Source organism: Luteibacter sp. ME-Dv--P-043b (assembly GCF_030209605.1).
In the GTDB taxonomy this organism is placed as follows: domain Bacteria; phylum Pseudomonadota; class Gammaproteobacteria; order Xanthomonadales; family Rhodanobacteraceae; genus Luteibacter.
On the sequence record NZ_JARVRT010000006.1, the window covers coordinates 1 to 19709 of the forward strand.

General features: G+C 67.8%; 21 protein-coding genes. 8 read left to right on the forward strand and 13 right to left on the reverse strand.

The window, feature by feature from the left end; all coding sequences use genetic code 11:
* Positions 1 to 381 precede the first annotated feature (381 nt).
* Complete coding sequence (locus tag QRN34_RS03825; RefSeq protein ID WP_285402147.1) at positions 382 to 939, reverse strand: glycine zipper 2TM domain-containing protein; 558 nt, start codon at positions 937 to 939, stop codon at positions 382 to 384.
* Positions 940 to 1144: 205 nt separating this feature from the next.
* On the opposite strand from QRN34_RS03825, the gene cysS reads away from it, so the two are divergent.
* Both cysS and QRN34_RS03835 read left to right on the forward strand, forming a co-directional pair.
* A complete protein-coding gene (cysS, locus tag QRN34_RS03830; RefSeq protein WP_285402237.1) occupies positions 1145 to 2524 on the forward strand; it encodes a cysteine--tRNA ligase in 1380 nt (459 codons plus the stop codon).
* A complete protein-coding gene (locus tag QRN34_RS03835) occupies positions 2521 to 2955 on the forward strand; it encodes a SufE family protein (RefSeq protein WP_285402149.1) in 435 nt (144 codons plus the stop codon). The genes cysS and QRN34_RS03835 overlap by 4 nt, the downstream gene beginning before the upstream one ends.
* A gap of 12 nt (positions 2956 to 2967) precedes the next feature.
* On the opposite strand, the gene QRN34_RS03840 is transcribed toward QRN34_RS03835, so the two are convergent.
* Positions 2968 to 4239 (reverse strand): MFS transporter, encoded by a 1272-nt coding sequence (locus QRN34_RS03840; protein WP_285402151.1) that lies wholly within the window; start codon positions 4237 to 4239, stop codon positions 2968 to 2970.
* An 84-nt stretch (positions 4240 to 4323) separates the two neighbouring features.
* On the opposite strand from QRN34_RS03840, the gene QRN34_RS03845 reads away from it, so the two are divergent.
* Positions 4324 to 5283, forward strand: a complete 960-nt coding sequence (locus QRN34_RS03845) for a LysR substrate-binding domain-containing protein (RefSeq protein WP_285402153.1) — start codon at positions 4324 to 4326, stop codon at positions 5281 to 5283.
* A gap of 60 nt (positions 5284 to 5343) precedes the next feature.
* Here QRN34_RS03845 and dksA read toward each other — a convergent pair whose 3' ends face one another.
* Positions 5344 to 6390 (reverse strand): RNA polymerase-binding protein DksA, encoded by a 1047-nt coding sequence (dksA, locus tag QRN34_RS03850; protein ID WP_285402155.1) that lies wholly within the window; start codon positions 6388 to 6390, stop codon positions 5344 to 5346.
* A gap of 115 nt (positions 6391 to 6505) precedes the next feature.
* On the opposite strand from dksA, the gene yidD reads away from it, so the two are divergent.
* The 3 genes from yidD to QRN34_RS03865 are packed head-to-tail and all read left to right on the forward strand — an operon-like array spanning position 6506 to position 8887.
* A complete protein-coding gene (gene yidD, locus QRN34_RS03855; protein ID WP_240003931.1) occupies positions 6506 to 6766 on the forward strand; it encodes a membrane protein insertion efficiency factor YidD in 261 nt (86 codons plus the stop codon).
* Entirely contained in the window at positions 6759 to 8099 is a 1341-nt protein-coding gene (locus QRN34_RS03860) for a dihydroorotase (RefSeq protein ID WP_285402157.1), read from the forward strand. Before yidD ends, QRN34_RS03860 begins: the two co-directional genes overlap by 8 nt.
* Positions 8096 to 8887 carry a M23 family metallopeptidase gene (locus tag QRN34_RS03865; RefSeq protein ID WP_285402159.1) on the forward strand — a complete coding sequence of 264 codons (792 nt, stop codon included), beginning with the start codon at positions 8096 to 8098 and terminating at the stop codon, positions 8885 to 8887. Before QRN34_RS03860 ends, QRN34_RS03865 begins: the two co-directional genes overlap by 4 nt.
* A 27-nt stretch (positions 8888 to 8914) precedes the next feature.
* Here the strand turns inward: QRN34_RS03865 and folE2 are convergent, their stop codons facing one another.
* The 6 genes from folE2 to efp all read right to left on the reverse strand — a co-directional run bounded on the left by folE2 (position 8915) and on the right by efp (position 14246).
* A complete protein-coding gene (folE2, locus tag QRN34_RS03870; RefSeq protein ID WP_285402161.1) occupies positions 8915 to 9838 on the reverse strand; it encodes a GTP cyclohydrolase FolE2 in 924 nt (307 codons plus the stop codon).
* 95 nt (positions 9839 to 9933) lie between these two features.
* Positions 9934 to 10770 (reverse strand): squalene/phytoene synthase family protein, encoded by an 837-nt coding sequence (locus QRN34_RS03875; protein ID WP_285402163.1) that lies wholly within the window; start codon positions 10768 to 10770, stop codon positions 9934 to 9936.
* Entirely contained in the window at positions 10767 to 11447 is a 681-nt protein-coding gene (locus tag QRN34_RS03880; protein WP_285402165.1) for an HAD-IA family hydrolase, read from the reverse strand. Before QRN34_RS03880 ends, QRN34_RS03875 begins: the two co-directional genes overlap by 4 nt.
* Positions 11444 to 12157 (reverse strand): bifunctional 2-polyprenyl-6-hydroxyphenol methylase/3-demethylubiquinol 3-O-methyltransferase UbiG, encoded by a 714-nt coding sequence (ubiG, locus tag QRN34_RS03885; protein WP_285402167.1) that lies wholly within the window; start codon positions 12155 to 12157, stop codon positions 11444 to 11446. The genes QRN34_RS03880 and ubiG overlap by 4 nt, the downstream gene beginning before the upstream one ends.
* A 67-nt stretch (positions 12158 to 12224) precedes the next feature.
* Complete coding sequence (locus tag QRN34_RS03890; protein WP_285402169.1) at positions 12225 to 13571, reverse strand: TRZ/ATZ family hydrolase; 1347 nt, start codon at positions 13569 to 13571, stop codon at positions 12225 to 12227.
* Positions 13572 to 13667: 96 nt separating this feature from the next.
* A complete protein-coding gene (efp, locus tag QRN34_RS03895; protein ID WP_036142959.1) occupies positions 13668 to 14246 on the reverse strand; it encodes an elongation factor P in 579 nt (192 codons plus the stop codon).
* 87 nt (positions 14247 to 14333) lie between these two features.
* Between efp and epmB the strand changes: the two genes are divergently transcribed.
* Together epmB and QRN34_RS03905 are read left to right on the forward strand one after the other, a co-directional pair.
* Positions 14334 to 15359 carry an EF-P beta-lysylation protein EpmB gene (gene epmB, locus QRN34_RS03900; protein ID WP_285402173.1) on the forward strand — a complete coding sequence of 342 codons (1026 nt, stop codon included), beginning with the start codon at positions 14334 to 14336 and terminating at the stop codon, positions 15357 to 15359.
* Between the two features lie 97 nt (positions 15360 to 15456).
* On the forward strand, positions 15457 to 17520 hold the full coding sequence (locus QRN34_RS03905) for an EAL domain-containing protein (protein WP_285402174.1): 2064 nt from the start codon (positions 15457 to 15459) through the stop codon (positions 17518 to 17520).
* A gap of 196 nt (positions 17521 to 17716) precedes the next feature.
* On the opposite strand, the gene rplS is transcribed toward QRN34_RS03905, so the two are convergent.
* Genes rplS through rpsP form a run of 4 tightly spaced genes read right to left on the reverse strand, consistent with a single transcriptional unit; the run spans position 17717 to position 19706 of the window.
* The gene (gene rplS / locus QRN34_RS03910; protein ID WP_036142965.1) at positions 17717 to 18130 is read right to left on the reverse strand and encodes a 50S ribosomal protein L19; all 414 of its coding nucleotides are present in this window, start codon (positions 18128 to 18130) and stop codon (positions 17717 to 17719) included.
* Between the two features lie 10 nt (positions 18131 to 18140).
* Entirely contained in the window at positions 18141 to 18923 is a 783-nt protein-coding gene (gene trmD / locus QRN34_RS03915; protein ID WP_285402176.1) for a tRNA (guanosine(37)-N1)-methyltransferase TrmD, read from the reverse strand.
* A 16-nt stretch (positions 18924 to 18939) separates the two neighbouring features.
* Positions 18940 to 19458: a ribosome maturation factor RimM gene (gene rimM, locus QRN34_RS03920; RefSeq protein WP_185754529.1), complete on the reverse strand. Its 519-nt coding sequence runs from the start codon at positions 19456 to 19458 to the stop codon at positions 18940 to 18942.
* The gene (gene rpsP, locus QRN34_RS03925) at positions 19455 to 19706 is read right to left on the reverse strand and encodes a 30S ribosomal protein S16 (protein WP_029213716.1); all 252 of its coding nucleotides are present in this window, start codon (positions 19704 to 19706) and stop codon (positions 19455 to 19457) included. Before rpsP ends, rimM begins: the two co-directional genes overlap by 4 nt.
* Positions 19707 to 19709: the final 3 nt, after the last annotated feature.

Genomic DNA, 19709 nt, shown 5'->3' on the forward strand with positions numbered 1-19709 from the left:
CGAACGGAAAAAGCCCGAAGGGGGCCGGCCAGGACGGCCGGCCGTTTCCGCTGAGACAGGATGTCGAATCGGAAACCTCCGTTCGAAGCCCGACCCGGCCCGAAGGGCAATAGATAAACGGCCGCAGAGCGGCCCTTCCTTGACGGGTCGCCGTAGGCGTGGCCCCGAGGGGGCTACCCGCCGGCTCTTGCTCGAGCGGTACCGCTTCACCGCTTCACCGCTTCACCGCTTCACCGCTTTGTTGGCTTTTCGCGCACATCGTGCGCTCCTACGTGGTTACGAATGGCGCGGAAGGCGCGGAAGGCGGAAACAGGCACATGGTGCCAACAAAAAGGCCACGATCGCTCGTGGCCTTTTCGTCGCTACCGTGCCCTAGGCCGGTCAGTCCGCCGGCGCCACGCTCACCCGTACCCGTAGGCGCTCGCCCGGGTCGTAGTTCAGGCGCGAGACGTAGACCTCGCCCCGGTAGCGGTACTCGACATCGTAGCCCGCGATGCGACGCTGCTCCGAGACCGAGCTGACGTCGCGGCAGCGGGTTTCCGTGCCTTCGTAGGTGCGATCGCCATTGCGGGCGATGCCGTTGCCGACCGCGCCGCCGGCGACCGCGCCGACGACCGTGGCGGCCTTGCGGCCATCACCATGGCCGACGGTATTGCCCAGCACGCCACCGACCACGGCGCCCAGGATGGTGCCGGCGGTGCTGTTGCCGCTGGACTCGCGACGCACGACCGGCTGGTCGTAGCACTCCTGGCGCGGCGTTTCGACCCGCGCGACGCCGTAGACCGGGTCCACACGCAGGACATCGGCCCAACCGAAATGGGTGTTGTCGTCCGGGCCGACCGGACCCGGCGGGGGCGGAGGCGCATACCGCCCGTCCTGGGCGCTGACGCCAGAGGCGAAAACGGCGAGGATGAGCGCAGGGATAAGCAGGCGAGACATGTAGGAAAACCTCCAGCCAGGCGCACAGGCGCGCCTACTGATGTGTATTTCAACAAGTTAACGCTGAATCCACGCTTAGAACTCCCGGCCCGCGTCGTCACATTTGATGTCAACCGAACGCGCCATCGTGCGTGCGCCCGCCCGGGCGCTGGCCTTGCTAGTATTCACGGCCGGTCACCCACCGCGCACGTTCATGGATTCCCGCATGCCGATCTCGCTCTACAACACCCTGACGCGCCGCACGGAAGCGTTCATCCCGCTCGACCCGGACCGGGTGACCATGTATGTCTGCGGGCCCACCGTCTACAACTACATCCACATCGGCAATGCCCGTCCGCCGGTGGTGTTCGACGTCCTGGCGCGGTTGATCCGCCGCCATTACCCGACGCTGGTCTACGCGCGGAACATCACCGATGTGGACGACAAGATCAATGCCGCCGCGGGCGCGGCGGGCGTGCCCATCGGCCAGATCACCGCGCGTTACACCGAGGCCTTCCGTCAGGACATGGCCCGCCTGGGCGTGGCGCCGCCGGATGTCGAGCCCCACGCCACGGACCACATCCCGCAGATCGTCGGGATGATCGAGCGACTGGTCGCGTCCGGGCACGCCTACGCCGCCGAAGGTCATGTGCTCTTTCATGTGGAATCGTATGCCGAGTACGGCGCACTCTCCGGTCGCGATCCGGACGACCTGATCGCGGGTGCGCGGGTCGAGGTGGCCCCGTACAAGAAGAGCCCCGGCGACTTCGTGCTGTGGAAGCCGTCCGATGCCTCCCTGCCCGGCTGGGACAGCCCCTGGGGTCGTGGCCGTCCCGGTTGGCATATCGAGTGCTCGGCCATGAGCGAGGCGCACCTGGGCGAGACCATCGACATCCATGCCGGTGGCGTGGATCTCACCTTCCCCCACCATGAGAACGAGATCGCCCAGAGCGTCTGCGCCCACGGGGGCAAGACATTCGCCCGCTACTGGCTGCACAACGGCATGCTGACGTTCGACGGCCGGAAGATGTCCAAGTCGATCGGCAATGTACTGCAGCTGCACGAGCTGCTGGCGCGGCACCCCGGCGAGGCCCTCCGCCTGATGCTGCTGCGCGGCCATTACCGCCAGCCGCTCGACTGGTCCGACAGCGCGCTGACGCAGTCGGTGCGCACGCTGGACGGCTGGTATGGCGCGCTACGCGACATGGCCGACGTGGATGCCGGGGCGCCGGTGGTGCCAGCCACCGTCGAGGCGGCACTGTGCGACGACCTCAACACGCCGCAGGCCCTGGCCGAGATATCCCAGCTGGTGGACACGGCGCGGCGCGCCAGCGGCGCGGAGCGAGGCCCGGCCAAGGCGGCCCTGCTCGGCGGCGCAGCCCTGCTCGGCCTGCTCCAGGACGATCCGGAAGCCTGGTTCCGCCAGGGCAACCCGGGCGATGCCGTGGACGAAGCGGCCGTCGAGGCCCTGCTGGAAGAGCGCCGGGCCGCACGAGCGGCGAAGGATTTTGCGCGATCGGATGCCATCCGCGACCAGCTCAAGGCGCTGGGCATCGCCATCGAGGACAGCGCACAGGGCACGCGCTGGAGCGTGGTGAAGGCATGAGCACGCCTATCGAAGCCACGGCCTCGGAGGCCCAGACCGCCATCGCGGAGGAATTCGCGTTCTTCAGCGACTGGACGGAACGTTACCAGTACCTCATCGACCTCGGCCGACAGCTGGCCGCGTTTCCCGATGAGTGGAAGACGGAAGCGCACCGCGTGCATGGCTGCCAGTCCATGGTCTGGCTGATTCCGTCGGGTGACGCCTCACGCATGCACTTCGACGCCGCCAGCGATTCCGCCATCGTGTCGGGGCTGATCGCGCTGGTGCTGCGCGTGTATTCCGACCGTTCCGCGCGGGAGATCGTGGAGACCGAGCCCACCTTCATCCAGGACATCGGCCTGGCCAAGCACCTTTCGCCCACCCGCTCCAACGGCCTGGCGGCCATGCTGGTGAAGCTCAAGGCCCAGGCCGCCCAGGCGCTGGAGACGTAAAAACGGTTCCTCTCACGCATGCGCGGGAAGGCGTTCGGCACGCGGCACCAGCAATGGCATCGCTACCAGCGCACAGGCGCTTGCGGCGAGCCACACCATCGGCCAGCCCTGATACGCGAGCAGGTAGGGGATCGAGAAAGGCGTGACAAAGCACACCAGGAACACGCTGGTGTTCGCCATGCCCAAGGCGGTGCCCGCACGCGCCGCACCGGCCAGCGTGGCGAGCTCCGTGTAGGCGACGCCGTGCCATGCCGAGACGCAAACACCGCTCAAACCCAGCAATACAACCAGTGCGACGCGCAGCGCCCCCGAGTCGGCGGCATGCGTGCCCGCGGCCATCACCAGCACCGCAAGTCCCGCGAACAGCAGCACGCTGAGTGCGCTGCAGGCCCGCAAGTAGGCGGGTCGGTTGCGATGACGGTCGGTCCAACGGCCGCTCCACACGCGCATCACCATCGCGCCGACCTGCGTGAACACCATGGTGGCAGTGACCGTCGCAAGGCCTGCATGACCGAAGTCGTGCAGAAAGACGGTGCCGAAGGACAGCACGGCGAACTGTGGCGCACAGAGGCCGCCGATGCCCAGCACGATGCGCCACACGCGCGCATCTCGCAGCGGGCCTTTTTTTGATGCGTTAGACGAGAGGACTGCGTCGGCCACGCTAGACTTGGTGCCCGGCTCATGCACCCAGGCCCAGCTCATCACTGCGCCCAGCCCGCACAGCACGGCCAGCAGGCCGTAGAGCGCGGCAAAGCAGAAGTGCAGCGCCACATACGGCAGCACCAGCGCGCCGATACCACCGCCCAGCGGCACGGCGGTCTGGCGGATGCTCATCGCAAGCCCGCGCTCGCTGGCGTCGAACCAGGTCATCACCGCACGGCCGCTCGCACCGTTCACGCTGCCGCCCAGCAGGCCGACCAGCAACAGCCCCGCCCCCAGCACGCCGAGGCCGGGGATGTGCCGCGCAGTCGGCGCGGCCCAGAGCGCCATCGCCACGAGTGCGAGCGCGGTACTGCCCAGGCCGGTCAGCAGCACGGGCCTGTCTCCCCAGCGGTCGGTCAACAGGCCCCACGGCAGTTCGCTCACCGCGATACCCAGGCCCATGAGGCCGAGCACCAGGCCGAGGGTGGCGTTGTCGAGCCGGTAGCCGGTGCGCATGAGCACCGCTGTCATGGGAATGCCGCTGAAGGCCACGGAAAACGCTGCGTTGGCGGCCACCCCAGCGGCCAGCACCTTCCAGCGATGGCGCGGTGGGTACGTCGAAGAACACGTCGATAAGGTCATGATGCGACGCAGTCTCCGCCGCTTCGAAGGTTTTGAAAATCAGAAAATAATGCGATATTAGTCCTGAAAAACAGGACGATAAACATGACGCTGCCTACGGGCCAGGTGATGCTCGATCTCGATGTGCTGCGCACGTTCTCCACCGGCATCGCCCTTGGCAGCTACGCGCGCGCGGCCGACAGGCTGGGGCGTTCGACCTCTGCCGTGAGCGCGCAGCTGAAGAAGCTGGAGTCGCAGGCCGGCACGGTGCTGTTCCGCAAGAAGGGGCGTGGCCTGGCACTGACAGACGCTGGCGAGACACTACTGGCCTACGCGCACCGCATGCTTGAACTCAACGACGAAGCCGGCGCCGCCATGCGCGGCGCCGACTTGCAGGGCTGGGTGCGGCTGGGCTTGCAGGAAGACTTCGGCGAGACATTGCTGCCGGCCGTGCTGGGGCGCTTCGCGCGCGCGCACCCCAAGGTGCGCATCGAGGCCTGCGTGGCGCGCAGCGGCGAGTTGCGCGAGCGCCTCGAACTGGGGCAGCTCGACCTGGCGCTGGCGTGGGACGCGGGCGACCAGCCCCTATCTCCGTACGCCGAGCGCGTGGCGCGGCTCCCCTTGTTATGGATCGGCCCGACGGCGGCTGAGCGGGTCGATGCCCCCTGGTGGACGGAACGCGAGCACGGTGGCTCCGGCCCGCGTCGACCCAAGAGCAAAGAGCCGTTACCGCTGATCATGCTCGACGCGCCGTGCCCGTTGCGCGAGATCGTCATCACCGCGCTCGACCGTGCCGGCCTGCCCTGGCGCCGGGCCTTCGGCAGTGCCAGCCTGGCCGCGTTGTGGGCCGCCACGTCGGCAGGCCTCGGCCTCACGGTGCGCACGCCATTCGGGCTACCCTCGCATGTGCGCGCGCTCGACCGCGCCGTGCTGTCGCTGCCGGCACTGCCGAAGATTTCACTCGTGCTGTATCGCGCGCAGGCCCACTCCGAGGCGCCGGCGAGCCGCCTGGCCACGCTGTTGCTGGAGGCGGTGCGCCAGCAGGTGCAGCCTATGGCTGAGTGACATAAAAAAAACCCGCGATCGCTCGCGGGCTCTTTCATGCCGAAGCGGAACGGGTGACGGTCAGTCGCCCATCTGCTTCTGCAGGTGCTCGCGGCGCTCCTGCGCATCGAGGGTGAGCGTGGCGATCGGGCGGGCGTCGAGACGCTCCACACCGATTTCCTCGTCGGTCTCTTCGCAGAAGCCGTAACGGCCTTCCTCGATCCGGCGCAGGGCCTTGTCGATCTTGGAGATGAGCTTGCGATAGCGGTCGCGGGTGCGCAGTTCGAGCGAGTTCTCGGTTTCACGCGTGGCGCGCTCGGCCTCGTCGCCCACGTCGCGGACTTCCTCACGGAGGTTGTCCATGGTCTGGCGGGATTCTTCGACCAGCTGGTCGCGCCAGTCCTTCAGCTTGTTGCGGAAATAAGCCAGGTGACGAGGATTCATGTACTCCTCGTCCGGGCCGGGCTTGTAGCCCTTGGGCAGGTCGATGAGAGTCGAAGCCGGCAGTGCGTAACGGCCGTCCTCGCGCGTGATGCCATTGTCGGGGGATTGGGGAGCGGTGCTGTTCATGCTGGGGTGCGTGGACTTCTCGTTACTGGATGAGGTTGCGCTGCCGACCGCGGAGGCGGTCCTGCCCTTCACGGGCGTCGGTGCGTCATGGACCGGGGCGGAGGGTTTCGCCGCCGGCGGGGAAGCGGGTGCGGGCCCGGCCTTGGCCGGCGCCTTGGATTTCGTCGCGGCCGCCGTGACGGCCGGTTTGGCGGCGGCAGCGGCCGGCTTCGACGGCGCCTTGGCAGCGGCCGGAGCCGACTTGCCGGCGGCGGGCTTGCCGACGGCAGCGTGGGTGGATGCCGCCTTGTTGGCTGCCGCCTTGGCCGGGGCCTTCGCGGTGGCGGCCTTGGCAGGAGCGCCCTTGCTCGCGGCGGCCTTGGCGGTGGGCGCCGCCGGCTTGCCCACGGGCTTCGCGGCCGGCGCGGGCGCAGCCTTCTTCGCCGCGGGCGCGGTCGTCTTCGTTGCGGCCTTGGCCACCGCCTTGCTGGCCGGCGTCCTGGCCGACGTCACATCGCCTGACCCGCCCTTCTTGGCGGCGCCCTTGGCGGCTGCGGAACTGCTAGCGTTTTTCGCCATATCCTTCACCTCGGTGGCCGTGGCGGCGGGGTGTTATAGCCCAGATGCGTTACCCCAGCAACCTCTCTTCTGGGATACTGTGCCCTGGCTTACGCCGGTAGGCACCGGACTGATTGTGACCCGCCTTCTCCTGATACTGCTTTCCTTCTACAAACGGTGGCTCAGTCCCCTCCTCGGGGCCCGATGCCGCTTCCATCCATCCTGTTCCGATTACACCCGCGTCGCCATCGCCCGGTTCGGGCCACTGCGCGGCTCGATCCTGGGACTATGGCGCATCCTGCGCTGCCAGCCGCTGTGTGAAGGCGGCCACGACCCCGTCCCCGAACAATTCGTCCTGCGCCGCTGCGGCGCCCAAGGAGTGCATACCCATGACTGATGCCTGGCTCATCAAGAACGCCGAACTGATCAACGAAGGCCGCCGGTTCAAGGCCGACGTGCGCGTACGTGGCGGAAAAATCGCGACCATTGCGCAGGACCTGGCAACGGAGCGTGACGAACAGGTCATCGACGCCACCGGCCTTTGGCTGCTGCCCGGCATGATCGACGACCAGGTGCACTTCCGCGAGCCGGGGCTCACACAGAAAGCCGACCTGGCCAGTGAATCGCGCGCCTGTGCCGCCGGCGGCATCACCAGTTTCATGGAAATGCCCAACACCAAGCCGCCCGCGCTGGATCGCGACTCCCTGGAACACAAATACGACCTGGCCGCCAAATCGTCGGTCGTCAATTACGCCTTCTACATGGGGGCGAGCAACGACAACCTCGAGGCCATCCGCGCGCTGGACCCCAAGGCCGCGCCGGGCATCAAGGTGTTCATGGGCGCATCCACCGGCAACATGCTGGTCGACAACCCGGAAACCCTCGATCACATCTTCCGCGACGCGCCCACGCCGATCATCACCCACTGCGAGGACACGCCGATGATCGACGTGAACCTCGCCAAGGCCCATGAGAAGTACGGCGACGACATCCCGATGTGGGAGCACCCGCACATCCGCTCGCGCGAGGCGTGCATCAAGTCCACCCGGCTGGCCATCTCGCTCGCGAAGAAGCACAACACCCGCCTGCACGTGCTGCATATCTCCACCGCCGACGAGTTGGCCCTGTTCGAGCCCGGCCCGATCGAAGGCAAGCGGATCACCGCGGAAACCTGCGTGCACTTCCTGCATTTCGGCGGCAGGGCCGACTACGAGGCAAAGGGCTCGTTCATCAAGTGCAACCCGGCGATCAAGGACGCGTCCGACCGCGAGGCCATCATCGAGGCGTTGGCCGAAGGCCGCCTGGACGTGCTCGCCACCGACCACGCCCCGCACCTGCTGGAAGAAAAGGAACAGAAGTACGACAAGGCGCCGTCCGGCCTGCCGCTGGTCCAGTTCGCCCTGCAGGCGGCGCTCCAGCGCGTGACCGAAGGCAAACTGACCCTTGAGCGCGTGGTCGAGGCCGTATGCCACGCCCCTGCCAAACTGTTCGACGTGGAGAACCGCGGCTTCCTGCGCGAGGGCTACGCGGCCGACCTGGTCCTTGTCGACCCGAACAAACCGCACACGGTTACCCGCGAAGAAGTCCTCTCCAAGTGCGGCTGGTCGCCGTTCGAAGGCGAGACGTTCTCCAGCAGCATCGTCTCGACCTTCGTCAACGGCCAGCGCGTGTGGGACGGCAAGACCGTCGATGGCACTGTCCGTGGCCAGCGCCTGACGTTCGACCGATGAGAAGGATCGTAAGCACGGCGCTCGCCCTGTTCTCGGTCGCGGCGGCATCGGCCGCCGTTCCCGACCTGCCCGTCAGCGTGTCGCAGGGCGGCCTGGTGATCGCCCACGCACCCCCGGGCGCGCGGGTCACCGTTGCCGGCAAACCGGTGCACGTGGGCGACGACGGCGTGTTCGTGTTCGGTGCCGGGCGCGACGAGAAGGGCCCGCTGGTCGTGGTCGTGGACGGGACGAAGCGCCAGGTCGGTGTCACCCCGCGCGACTGGCCGATCGAGCGCGTGGAGGGCGTGCCGCCGACCACCGTGAATCCGCCGCCGGAGATCGCCGCACGGATCGAGCGCGAGCAGGCCGAGGTGGTCGCCGCACGCAACCGCGACGACACCCGCGAAGACTTCACCCACGGGTTCATCTGGCCTGTGAAGGGAAGGATCAGTGGCCGCTTCGGCAACCAGCGTATCTACAACGGCGATCCCAAGGCCCCGCATTCGGGTATGGATATCGCCGTTCCCGAGGGCACGCCGGTGAAGGCACCGGCCGATGGCGTCATCACCTTCGCCAAGCCCGACCTGTACCTCACGGGCGGCACGGTGCTGCTCGACCATGGCTTCGGACTGTCGTCCAACTTCCTGCACCTGTCGCGCATCGACGTGACCGTGGGCGAGCACGTGAAGCAGGGCCAGGTGATCGGCGCGGCCGGCAAGACGGGACGCGCCACCGGGCCGCACGTGCACTGGGGCTTCAACTGGTTCGGCACACGGCTCGATCCGTTGTTGCTGCCGGGGATTCGCTGAAGGGAGCTGCGGCGCCGCAAGGGCGCCTTACCGCGCCTTGCGGGCGAACGCGACGGCGTCGTGGGGGTGCAGGCTTTCGTGGTGGGCGACGCGGATGTGGAAGTCGGCCACGTCGGGGGCGGCTTCCAGGGTCTTCTGGATGCGGCGGGCGGCATCTTCGCAGAACATCAGGTTCTGGCCGTTGGCCAGGGCGAAGGCCTGTTCGTCGGCGCGCTTGACCGCCGTCTGCACGGGAGTACCCAGCGCATGCTCGACCTGGTCGATGAGGCCGATCAGCGGGAACACGCCCTCACCGGCGGGGCACAGGCGGAGGGTGGCCGTGCTGCGCTGCGCATGTGGCGTGGCCAGCACACCTTTCTCCGTGCCCAGCCAGGCGAGCACGGTGTCGCGGTCCAGCGACTGGCCGGACGAGAACGTGCTGGCGAAGTTGTCCTGGATCAGCTGACGGGACAGGGCTGCGGAGGCTGGGCATGTCGAGGAATACACCACGTCCGTGGTGATCTCCAGACGGAACGCACCCTGGCTCAGGGTGGCGTCGACGGTGATCGGATAGGCGCGCCAGCCGCTGTTCTCGCTGCGCAGGGCCGGCCGCCGCACCAGGTGCTCGAAAGCGATGGTCACGCGGGCATGGTCGGACAGGCCTTCGTGCGAGGCGAGGAAGGCCTCCAGCAACGCCCGGACACCGGCGATCGTCAGCGGACCGGCGCCCAGCGCCTCGGAGACCAGCAGGTACAGCCGCGACATGTGGATGCCGCGGGCCTCGGCCTTGACCAGGTTGACGAAAGCACCCACGCGGGCGCCCGTGGAGCGGATGTCACCGTCACCGGCATCGAACGCCACCGGCATTTCCATGCCGTCCATGCCCACCCAGTCGAGCGTGCCGAGGGCGAGTGCATGGTCCTGCGACGCGACGTCGGGCAACAGGCGGGTGGGAGACTCGTGGATGTACATCGTGGATATCCTGGGGACCGGGTTGTCCGGCCTGACCGTGCCGAAATGGGGGCCCAGCGCGTGGGCTCAATGGTGAGTGCCGGGAAACGGTGTGTTCAGCCCAATCGTCCCGCGTGACGTGCGGCCAGCCAGGCGCGGATGGCTGTCGCCGGGCCCGTGCGCGACTGCCGCCGATGCAGCTCGGTGAACGGCTCGCGGGCCCGCGCGGCACCACGGGCGGTGGCCAGCGCGGTGCGGCCCTCCAGGCCACGGAACGTGCTCAGCGGGGCATCCAGCGACAGTGCGTCGCGCAGGCCAGCAGCCAGCTCCTGCAACTGCGCGCGGATGGCGTCGCGGCGCGCCGGCGCATCCGTTTTCAACTGGCCGCGCGACAATCCGTGACGCGCCAGTCGCGACATGGGCAAGGGCAGACGTTCGCGCTCGGCGTCCAGTTCCAGCCGCGACAGCGCGAAGACCAGGTGCGACAAGGTCGCCACGCGGGTCGCGGCTTCGGCGGAGGCCTCGGGGCCGAACCACCATGCGGTTTCGAGCGCGGCCAGGGCGCCGTGCAGCCCGCGTGCCGCCGCGATCTGGGCGGCAAAATCGGACGAGGTGCCCTGCTCCAGCTGCGCCATGGCGGCCAGCACCGGCGCGAGCCACAGCGCCGCCGGGACTCGGCGTGCCCGCTCGCTGGCGAACAGCTGCTTGGTCAGCGGATGCCGGCCGCCACTGGCTGCCGCGCCGGACAGTTCCTCCGCCCACCACTGCAGCTTGGCGGCGGCCACCTGCGGCTCGCGGATACCGTAGGCCGAAGCGATCAGTTCCTGTTCGAAGGCGGCAAGGGCCACGTGCTCGTCGCGCACGGCCGGATCGACGAAGCCCAGCGCGATGCGTTGTTGCGGCTGCACCGCCAGCCACTTGTCGATGTAGCTCTGGGTTGCGCCGTCGCTCACGCCACCGCCTCCCCTACGCCCAGCAACGCAGCGAGGTCGCTTACACGATCGACGACCCTGTCGGCCTCCCAGGTGTCCGGGTCGCCGCCGTCGAGGTAGCCCCAGCGCACGGCGACGGTGTAGCACCCTGCGGCGGCGCCGGCGGCGATATCGCGGCGATCGTCGCCGACGAACACGGAGCGGGACGGCGCGCAGCCGGCCAGGGCGCAGGCATGCACCACGGGCGCCGGATCGGGCTTCTTGACCGGCAACGTGTCGCCGGAGACCACGGCGGCGGGCTTCCAGTGCGGCACCGCACGTGGCAGCAGCGCATCGGTGAGGAAACCGGGCTTGTTGGTCACCACGCCCCAACGCATGCCGGCGGTCTCGATGCCGGCCAGCAGCGACTCGATACCCTCGAAGGGCACCGTGTGGCGGGCCAGGCCGCTTTCGTATATCTCCAGGTAGCGAGGGACGAGCGCCAGGATCGCCTCCGCATCCAGCCCCGGCATGGCCGCCGCGATGATCGCGCGCGATCCGCGCGACACCACCGGTCGTACCGCGTCATAGGCCGGGGGCATGGCCCCCTGTTCGGCGCAGAGGTCGACCACGGCGGCGTGCAGGTCGAGCGCGCTGTCCAGCAGCGTGCCGTCGAGGTCGAAGAACACGCCTTCCGGCTTGAACGACAGCACGCTCACGCGCCCTTCCGGGCCGCCAGCACGTAGTTCACCGACGTGTTGGACGACAGCGCGGCATTGCGCGTCAGCGGGTTATAGGCGAGCCCGCGGAGGTCTTCGATCTCAAGATCGAAACGGCGCAGCATGCCGGCCACCTCGGAGGGCTTGAGGAACTGCGCGTAGTGGTGCGTGCCGCGCGGCAGCAGGCGCATGAGGTATTCCGCACCCACGATGGCCGCACCGAACGCGAGCGGCGTGCGGTTGAGCGTGGAAAGGAACAACTGGCCACCCGGCTTGAGCATGGCGGCCAGGTCGCGGATCAGCACCAGCGGATCGGGCACGTGCTCGATCATTTCCATGCAGCAGACGACATCGAACGAGGCCGGCTCGGCGGCGGCGAGTGCCTCCGACGACTGCACGCGGTAGTCCACCTGCAGGTTGGACTCGAACAGGTGCAGCTTCGCGATTTCGATCAGCTTGGCACCGAGGTCGATCGCCGTCACCTGCGCGCCGGCACGGGCCAGTGCCTCGCTGAGCAGGCCGCCACCGCACCCGACATCGACCACCCGCGCGCCGCGCAGGTTGGCGCGCGCGCCCACGTAGGCGGCGCGCACGGGGTTCAGGTCGTGCAGCGGACGCGATTCACCGTCCGGGTCCCACCAGCGTGCGGCGAGCTTTTCGAAGCGGGCGATCTCGTCCGGGCTGACGTTCGATGGGTTCTGGGTTTGCATGGTTCAGGCCTCCGGGGCGCTGCGGGCGCGCCACGCTTGGGCAGCAGGAAAATGACGAGGGTTCGGGTCACGCATCGGTGGCATCGTCGCCGGCGGCGATGCGCTGGCGCCAGCCGCGTGCCTTCTCGCGGATGCCGGCGACATCGACATCGACCAGCTCGCCGCCGGACAGCTTGCGCTGGCCGTCGATCCACACGTCACTGACCTGGTGCCGACCGGCGGCATACACCAGCTGCGACGCGACGTGGTACAGCGGCTGGGTTTCGAGCGCGTCCAGGCGTACGGCGGCGAAGTCGGCGCGCTTGCCCGGCTCGATGGAACCGACGCGGTCACCCAGGCCGATGGCCTTCGCACCGTTGAGCGTGGCGGCGCGCAGCGCATAAGCTGCGTCGAACGCGGCGGCATCCTGCGCCACGGCCTTCGCCAGCAGGGCGGCCGTGCGCATCTCGCTGAACATGTCCAGGTCGTTGTTTGAGGCGCAGCCGTCGGTGCCGATGCAGACGTTGACGCCGGCGGCGCGCAGCTTCTCGGCGGGACAGAAGCCGGAAGCCAGCTTGAGGTTGGATTCCGGGCAATGCGCCACCGACACGCCGGCGGCGGCACAGGCGGCGATTTCGCCATCGGTGAGCTGGGTCATGTGCACGGCGAGCAGGCGCTCGTTGACGATGCCGAGCTTCTGCAGGCGCGCGAATGGACGCATGCCGTCCTTCGCCACGGCCTCTTCCACTTCCTGCGCAGTCTCGTGGGTATGCAGGTGCACGGGAATGTCGAGCTGATCGGAGAGCACGCGGATGCGCTCGAAGTTCTCGTCGGACACGGTGTACGGCGCGTGCGGCACGAAGGCCGTGGTCAGCAGCGGCTCGCCCTGGAGCGAGTCGTGCACTTCCAGCGCGCGGCTGAAGTATTCGTCGGAGGTCTTCGCCCAGGGCGTGGGGAAGTCGATCACCGGCAGGCCGATGACGGCGCGAAAGCCCATCTTGCGATAGGTGGCCGCGATGACATCAGGGAAGAAGTAGTTCTCGTTGGCGCAGGTGGTGCCGCCACGGATCATCTCCGCCACCGCCAGCTCCACCCCGTCGCGGATGAAGTCGTGGCCCATCACGCGGGCCTCGGCAGGCCAGATGTGCTCCTGCAGCCAGGTCATCAGCGGCAGGTCGTCCGCCAGGCCCCGCAGCAGCGTCATGGGATTGTGCGTGTGGGCATTGATCAGCCCGGGGATCAGCGCGTGCTCGTCGAGTATCACGCGCTCCTTCGGCGCGTAGGCAGCGCGAGCCTGGTCCGCCGGCAGGATGGCGAGGATCTCGCCGCCGTGCACGGCCACCGCGTGGTCGTTCAGGACCACCGCGTGGGGCTCGACGGGCACGACCCAGCGCGCCTCGATCAGCAGGTCGATCTCAATGGGGCTGTTGCTCATGCGGGGGCCTCGATGGGGAAACGGGAGCCTCGAAACAAAAGCGGCACGGTGCCCTGGAGGCCACCGTGCCGATCGGCCGAACGGGGATGGACGGCCTTACTTGACGCGGCTGTCGTACTCGCCAGTGCGGGTATCGACCTTGATGACTTCGTCCTGGTTGACGAACAGGGGCACGCGGACCACGGCGCCGGTTTCCAGCGTGGCCGGCTTGCCACCGCCGCCCGAGGTGTCGCCACGGACGCCGGGGTCGGTCTCGACGATCTTCAGTTCGACGAACTTCGGCGCCTGCACGGCGATGATGTTGCCGTTGAAGAGGGTGATGACGCATTCCTCGTCACCCTTGAGCCACTTCCAGGCGTCGCCCATGGCGGCCAGGCTGGCACGGTGCTGGTCGTAGGTTTCGCTCTGCATGAAGATCCACTCGCGGTCGTTGCCGGTGCCCTCGACGTACGAGAAGCTGGCGTCGGTATCGACGGCATCGGCCTCTTCGTAGGAATCGCTGGACTTCAGCGTCTGCTCGGTGGTGCGGCCGTCCTTGAGGTTGCGGATGCGGATACGGGTGAACGCCTGGCCCTTGCCCGGCTTGACGAAGTCCGCTTCGGTGATGATCCAGGGATCGCCGTTGTGGATGATCTTCTTGCCCGTTTTGACGTCGTTGAGGCCAAGCATGCCCATCTGTATCTGCTCCGGAGTGATATCCGCCCCGCTGGGCGGTTAAAATGGGGTCTGTGATGGGCTGCAAGGCCCGACCCAAGGTCCGCAATGATAACCGCAAGCCCCATGTCACGCCTATCGCCGCCCGCCAGGGCCTGGCGCGAGCTATGGCGCGAAGCCATCACCGACGCGGGCGAACTCCTCGCCGCGGTGGGGCTCGCCGGCCGGCCGGACCTCCTGCCGCCCGACGATGCGGGCTTTCCCCTGCGCGTGCCCCGCGGCTTCGTGGCCCGCATGCGTCCCGGCGATCCGAACGACCCCCTGCTGCTGCAGGTGCTGCCCCGCCGCGCCGAGCACGACACCGCCGAGGGTTTCACCGTCGACGCCGTGGGCGACATGGCGGCGAAGGCCGGGCAGGGCCTCCTGCACAAGTACGACGGCCGGGCGCTGCTGATCGCCAGTGGCAGCTGCGCAGTCAACTGCCGCTACTGCTTCCGCCGCCACTTTCCCTATGGCGAGGAAATCGCCGCCGCCGCGCAGTGGCGCGACGCCCTGGCCCACGTCCGGGCGGATAGCTCCATCCGTGAAATCATCCTGTCCGGGGGCGATCCGCTGTCGCTGGCCACGCACAAGCTCGCGGAGCTGACCCGTGGCCTGGCCGCCCTGCCCCACGTCATCCGGCTGCGCATTCACACCCGCCTGCCCGTCGTATTGCCCGAGCGGGTGGACGCCGAGTTCACCGACTGGCTGGGGGCCCTGCCCCTGCAGAAGGTGGTGGTGCTGCACGCCAACCACGCCAACGAGTTCGACGACGCCGTGGATGCCGCATGCGGACGCCTGCGCGACGCCGGGGCCACCCTGCTCAACCAGTCCGTGCTGCTGCGCGGTGTGAACGACGACGCCGACGCGCTGGCCAGCCTGAGCGAGCGCTCGTTCGCGGCCGGGGTGCTGCCCTATTACCTGCACCAGCTCGACAAGGTGGCCGGCGCCACCCACTTCGAGGTGGACGACGCGCACGCCCTGCGCCTCATCGACAGCCTGCGAGGGCGACTGCCGGGCTACCTCGTTCCCAAACTGGTGCGTGAACTGCCAGGCGATCCCGCCAAGCGCCCTATTGCCGATTTCGCGCGCTAGTATGTCCCTTGCCCGGCCCTGAAAAGCCGGGCCGCGACACGGGGGGAGCGGGCCGGGGCACGGGCTCGTCGGGTAGGCCAGCGGCAACCGGAACGGCATGAAACACGACAACGTCATCAGGATCCTCTTCATCGAAGACTCGGTGGAAGACGCCGAGCTTTTGATCAACGTGCTGCGCAATGGCGGCGTGGCGGTCAGGCCGGCCCGGGCGACGGACGCCGAGGGCATCCAGGCGTCCCTCGACGAGCTGGTCCCCGATCTGGTGCTGATGAATCCCGACGTCGCCGGCGTCGAGCCCACGGCGGTCATGCGCCAGTTGAATGCCAGCGGCCGCGACCTCGCCCTGATCGCCATCGTGGACACCCTGCGCGACGACGCCGTGGCCGAGCTGATCGCCGCCGGCTGCCGGGGCGTGGCCCCCCGCGGGCGCCCGGACCAGATCCTGGCCATCACCGAGCGCGAGTTCGAATCCCTCTCCACGCGCCGCCAGGTGCGCCGCCTGGAAACCTCCCTGCGCGAGACGGAGCGCCGCTGCGACTCGCTGCTGGATTCCTCGCGCGACGCCATCGCCTATGTGCACGAGGGCATGCATGTCCGCGTCAACCAGGCCTACCTGGAAGCCTTCGGCTTTGCCGAGATGGACGACATCCTCGGCCTGCCCATCCTCGACCTGATCGCCGGCACCCACGCCGACGCCTTCAAGGCCACGCTGCGCAGCCTGTCCAAGGGCGACAAGTCGCCACCCCCGGTCGAACTGCTGGCCCGCCGCGACGACGGCAGCACATTCACCTCCCTGGTCGAGTTCGCCCACGCCACGTTCGAAGGCGAGACCTGCCTGCAGATCGTCTTCCGCCAGCAGATCGTCGATGCCGCCCTGGTCGCACAGTTGCAGCGCGACCCGGTCACCGGCCTGTTCAACCGGGCGCGCACGCTGGAGCACGTCGACGAGGCCGTGGCCGCCGCCGCGGCCGGTCGCGAGGGCCAGGCCGTGCTGCTGATCGAGCCCGACAACTGGAGGGACATCGTCACCAGCGCCGGCATCGGCAACGCCGACCCGCTGCTGGCCGCCATCGCCGCGCGTATCGCCGAGTCCATCGACGAGGACGACGTGGCCGGCGTGCTGGGCGACCACACGTTGGGCCTGGTGCTGTCCCCGCGCGGCGACCTGGAACACGCCGCGCTGACCGAGCGGCTGCGCACTGCTATTTCCGAACACATCTTCGACGCCGGGTCGCGCTCACTGACCGTCACGATCACCATCGGCGGCACCCTGCTCGCCGAGAAGAACGCCAACAGCGATACCGTGCTGCACCAGGCCAGCGCGGCGCTGCGCAACGCCCAGAACCAGGGTGGCAACCGCGTCGAGCTGCACGACCCGAGCGCCCGCGAGAAAGCGGACGCGGAGCGAGAGCAATACTGGCTCGACCTCGTCCGCGACGCGCTGTCCAAGGACGGCCTGCGCCTTTACCACCAGCAGATCATCAGCCTGCAGGATGCCGCCGGCGAGTTCTACGAGATCCTGGTCCGCATGCGTGGCCCCAAGGGCGACGTGCTGCCTTCGTACTTCTTCGCGGTGGCCGAGCGCAACGGCCTGCTGCCGGCGATCGACCGCTGGGTGCTGGGCCACGCCATCGACGCGCTGATGCACCGCGAGAACGACGGCATGACCACCACGTATTTCGTGAAGATGACCCAGCAGTCACTGGAAGACCGTGACCTGCTGCCCTGGCTTTGCCGTCGCCTGGAAGCCGCCCAGCTGCGACGGAGCACCCTGGTCATCGAGATGCCGGAATCGAAGGTGCTGACCAGCCTGCGTCCCACGCAGGAGTTCGTCTCGGGATGGCGCAAGGCCGGCGGCAAGTTCGGCATCGAGCAATTCGGCTCGGGCCTCAACTCGTTCCAGATCCTCAGCCACATCGAAGCCGATTACCTGAAGATCGATCGCAACTTCATGACCGACCTTCCGCAGCACCCGGAAAACCAGAAGAAAATCGCCGAAATCTGCAAGGAAGGCCACGTCTCGGGCAAGCAGACGATTGCCGAGTGGGTGGAAGACGCCGTCAGCACGTCGCTGCTATTCGCCTGCGGCGTCGACTTCGTCCAGGGCAACTTCCTGCAGGAACCCGCCAAGGTGCTCGCCGAAGAATACATGCCGGTGTAGGAGCGCACGCTGTGCGCGACATCTTTTCGCGAAGACCATCGGGCTGGCGCGCCAGCTTCATGTCATGGCCCGCGCACATCGTGCGCTCCTACGCCGGACACGCAGGTACACCAGACACGCAAGGCGCTGTGCAACCGACCAAAGCAAAAAGCCCGCGATCGCTCGCGGGCTTTTTGTTGCGCCTTGCGGCAGCCGATTACTCGGCGGCGGCAGCGGCGGCGGACGCGGCGGCAGCCTTCTTGGCGACCTTCGCAGCAGCGGCGGCGGCGATGTCTTCCTTGATGCGGGCAGCCTTGCCTTCCAGACCGCGCAGGTAGTACAGCTTGGCGCCGCGGACCTTGCCCTTACGCTTGACTTCGACCGAGTCGATGGCACGGCTGTGCGACTGGAACACGCGCTCGACGCCGGTGCCGTGCGAGATCTTGCGCACGGTGAAAGCGGAGTGCAGGCCGCGGCTGCGCTTGGCGATGACGATACCTTCGAACGCCTGGACGCGCTCGCGGTTACCTTCCTTCACCTTGACGTTGACGATCACGGTGTCGCCAGGACCGAAATCCGGCAGCTGGCGGGTGATCTGCTCGGCTTCGAACTGTTGGAGGAGTTTGTTCATGGCACACCTGTCAATTTTTATTACGGCGGTCGTTTCCGGCCGCACCGTTTGGCCGTGCGTATTCACGGCGGAATTCATCCAGCAATGCCCTCGATTCATCATCGAGCGCACGCTGCGTTAGCAGATCCGGCCGGCGCAGCCAGGTACGACCCAGCGACTGTTTTCGACGCCAGCGGCGAATAGCCGCGTGATCGCCGGAAAGCAGCACCTCCGGCACGCCACCCCAGGCATCGTGATGCTCGGGACGGGTGTAATGCGGGCAGTCCAGCAGGCCATCCGAGAAGGAGTCCTGCTGGGCGGATTGCGCGTCGTTCAACGCACCCTCCTGAAGACGACCCACCGCATCGATGACGACTGCTGCGGCAAGCTCCCCACCGGACAGCACATAATCGCCGATCGAGAGCTCCTCGTCGACCTCGTGCTCCAGCAGGCGTTCGTCCACGCCCTCGTAACGTCCACAGATCAGGGCGATTCGCGGCAGGCTCGCCAGCGCTTCGGTCCTCTTCTGCGTCAGCCGCGCACCTTGCGGGCTGAGGTAAATCACATGCACCGGTTCCGGTGCGGCCTCGCGAACCGCGGCAAGCGCCGCCCGCAAGGGATCGATCAACATGACCATGCCAGGTCCACCGCCGAAGGGGCGACCGTCCACGGTGCGATGCCTGTCGGGGGCGAAATCGCGAGGGTTCCAGGTTTCTACCCGTAACAACTCGCGCTGCTGCGCCCTGCCGACCACCCCGACCGCCGCCGACTGGCGGATGAAGTCGGGAAACAACGAGACCACATCGATGCGCATGACCTGGTGTCGTTGCCTAGAACTCGGGGTCCCAGTCCACCACGATGCGCCCGGCGTCGAAATCGACCGAATGCACGTAGGGGCCCTGGACGAATGGAATCAACCGCTCCCTCTCGCCGTCCTTCACCACCATGACATCGTTGGCACCGGTGGCGAATAGATGGTTGACCCGACCCAGCATGACGTTTTCCGTGGTAACGACCTCGAGGCCTTCGAGATCGGTCCAGTAGAACTCGCCGGGAGCAGGAGGCGGGAGCGCATCGCGGGAGACCGTGATCTCACACCCGATGAGCGCTGTCGCCTGGTCGCGATCCTCGATACCCGGCAGGGTGGCCACGAGGCCTTTGCCCTGCGCGCGTCCGCGGATTCCGTCGATCTCCTTTTCCACGCCCGGCGCGGTCAGCAGCCATGGCTGGTAACGGAAGATCTGGATGCGGGGGTCGGTCCAGCTTTCGAGCTTGACCTGCCCCTGCACGCCGTAGAGCCCGACAATGCGCCCGAGACGGACGCGCTTACCGGACTCCAGCGACATCAGGCAGCCAGCTTGCCGGCTTCCTTCACGAGCGCACGGACCTTGTCGGTCAGCTGTGCACCCTTGGCCACCCAGGCCTGGACCTTGGCGACGTCGAGCTCGAGGCGCTTGTCGGCACCCGAAGCGACCGGGTTGTAATAGCCGACACGCTCGATGTTGCGACCGTCGCGCGGGCTGCGCTGGTCGGTCACGACGACGTGATAAAACGGACGGCCCTTGGCGCCACCGCGCGAAAGACGAATCTTAACCATATT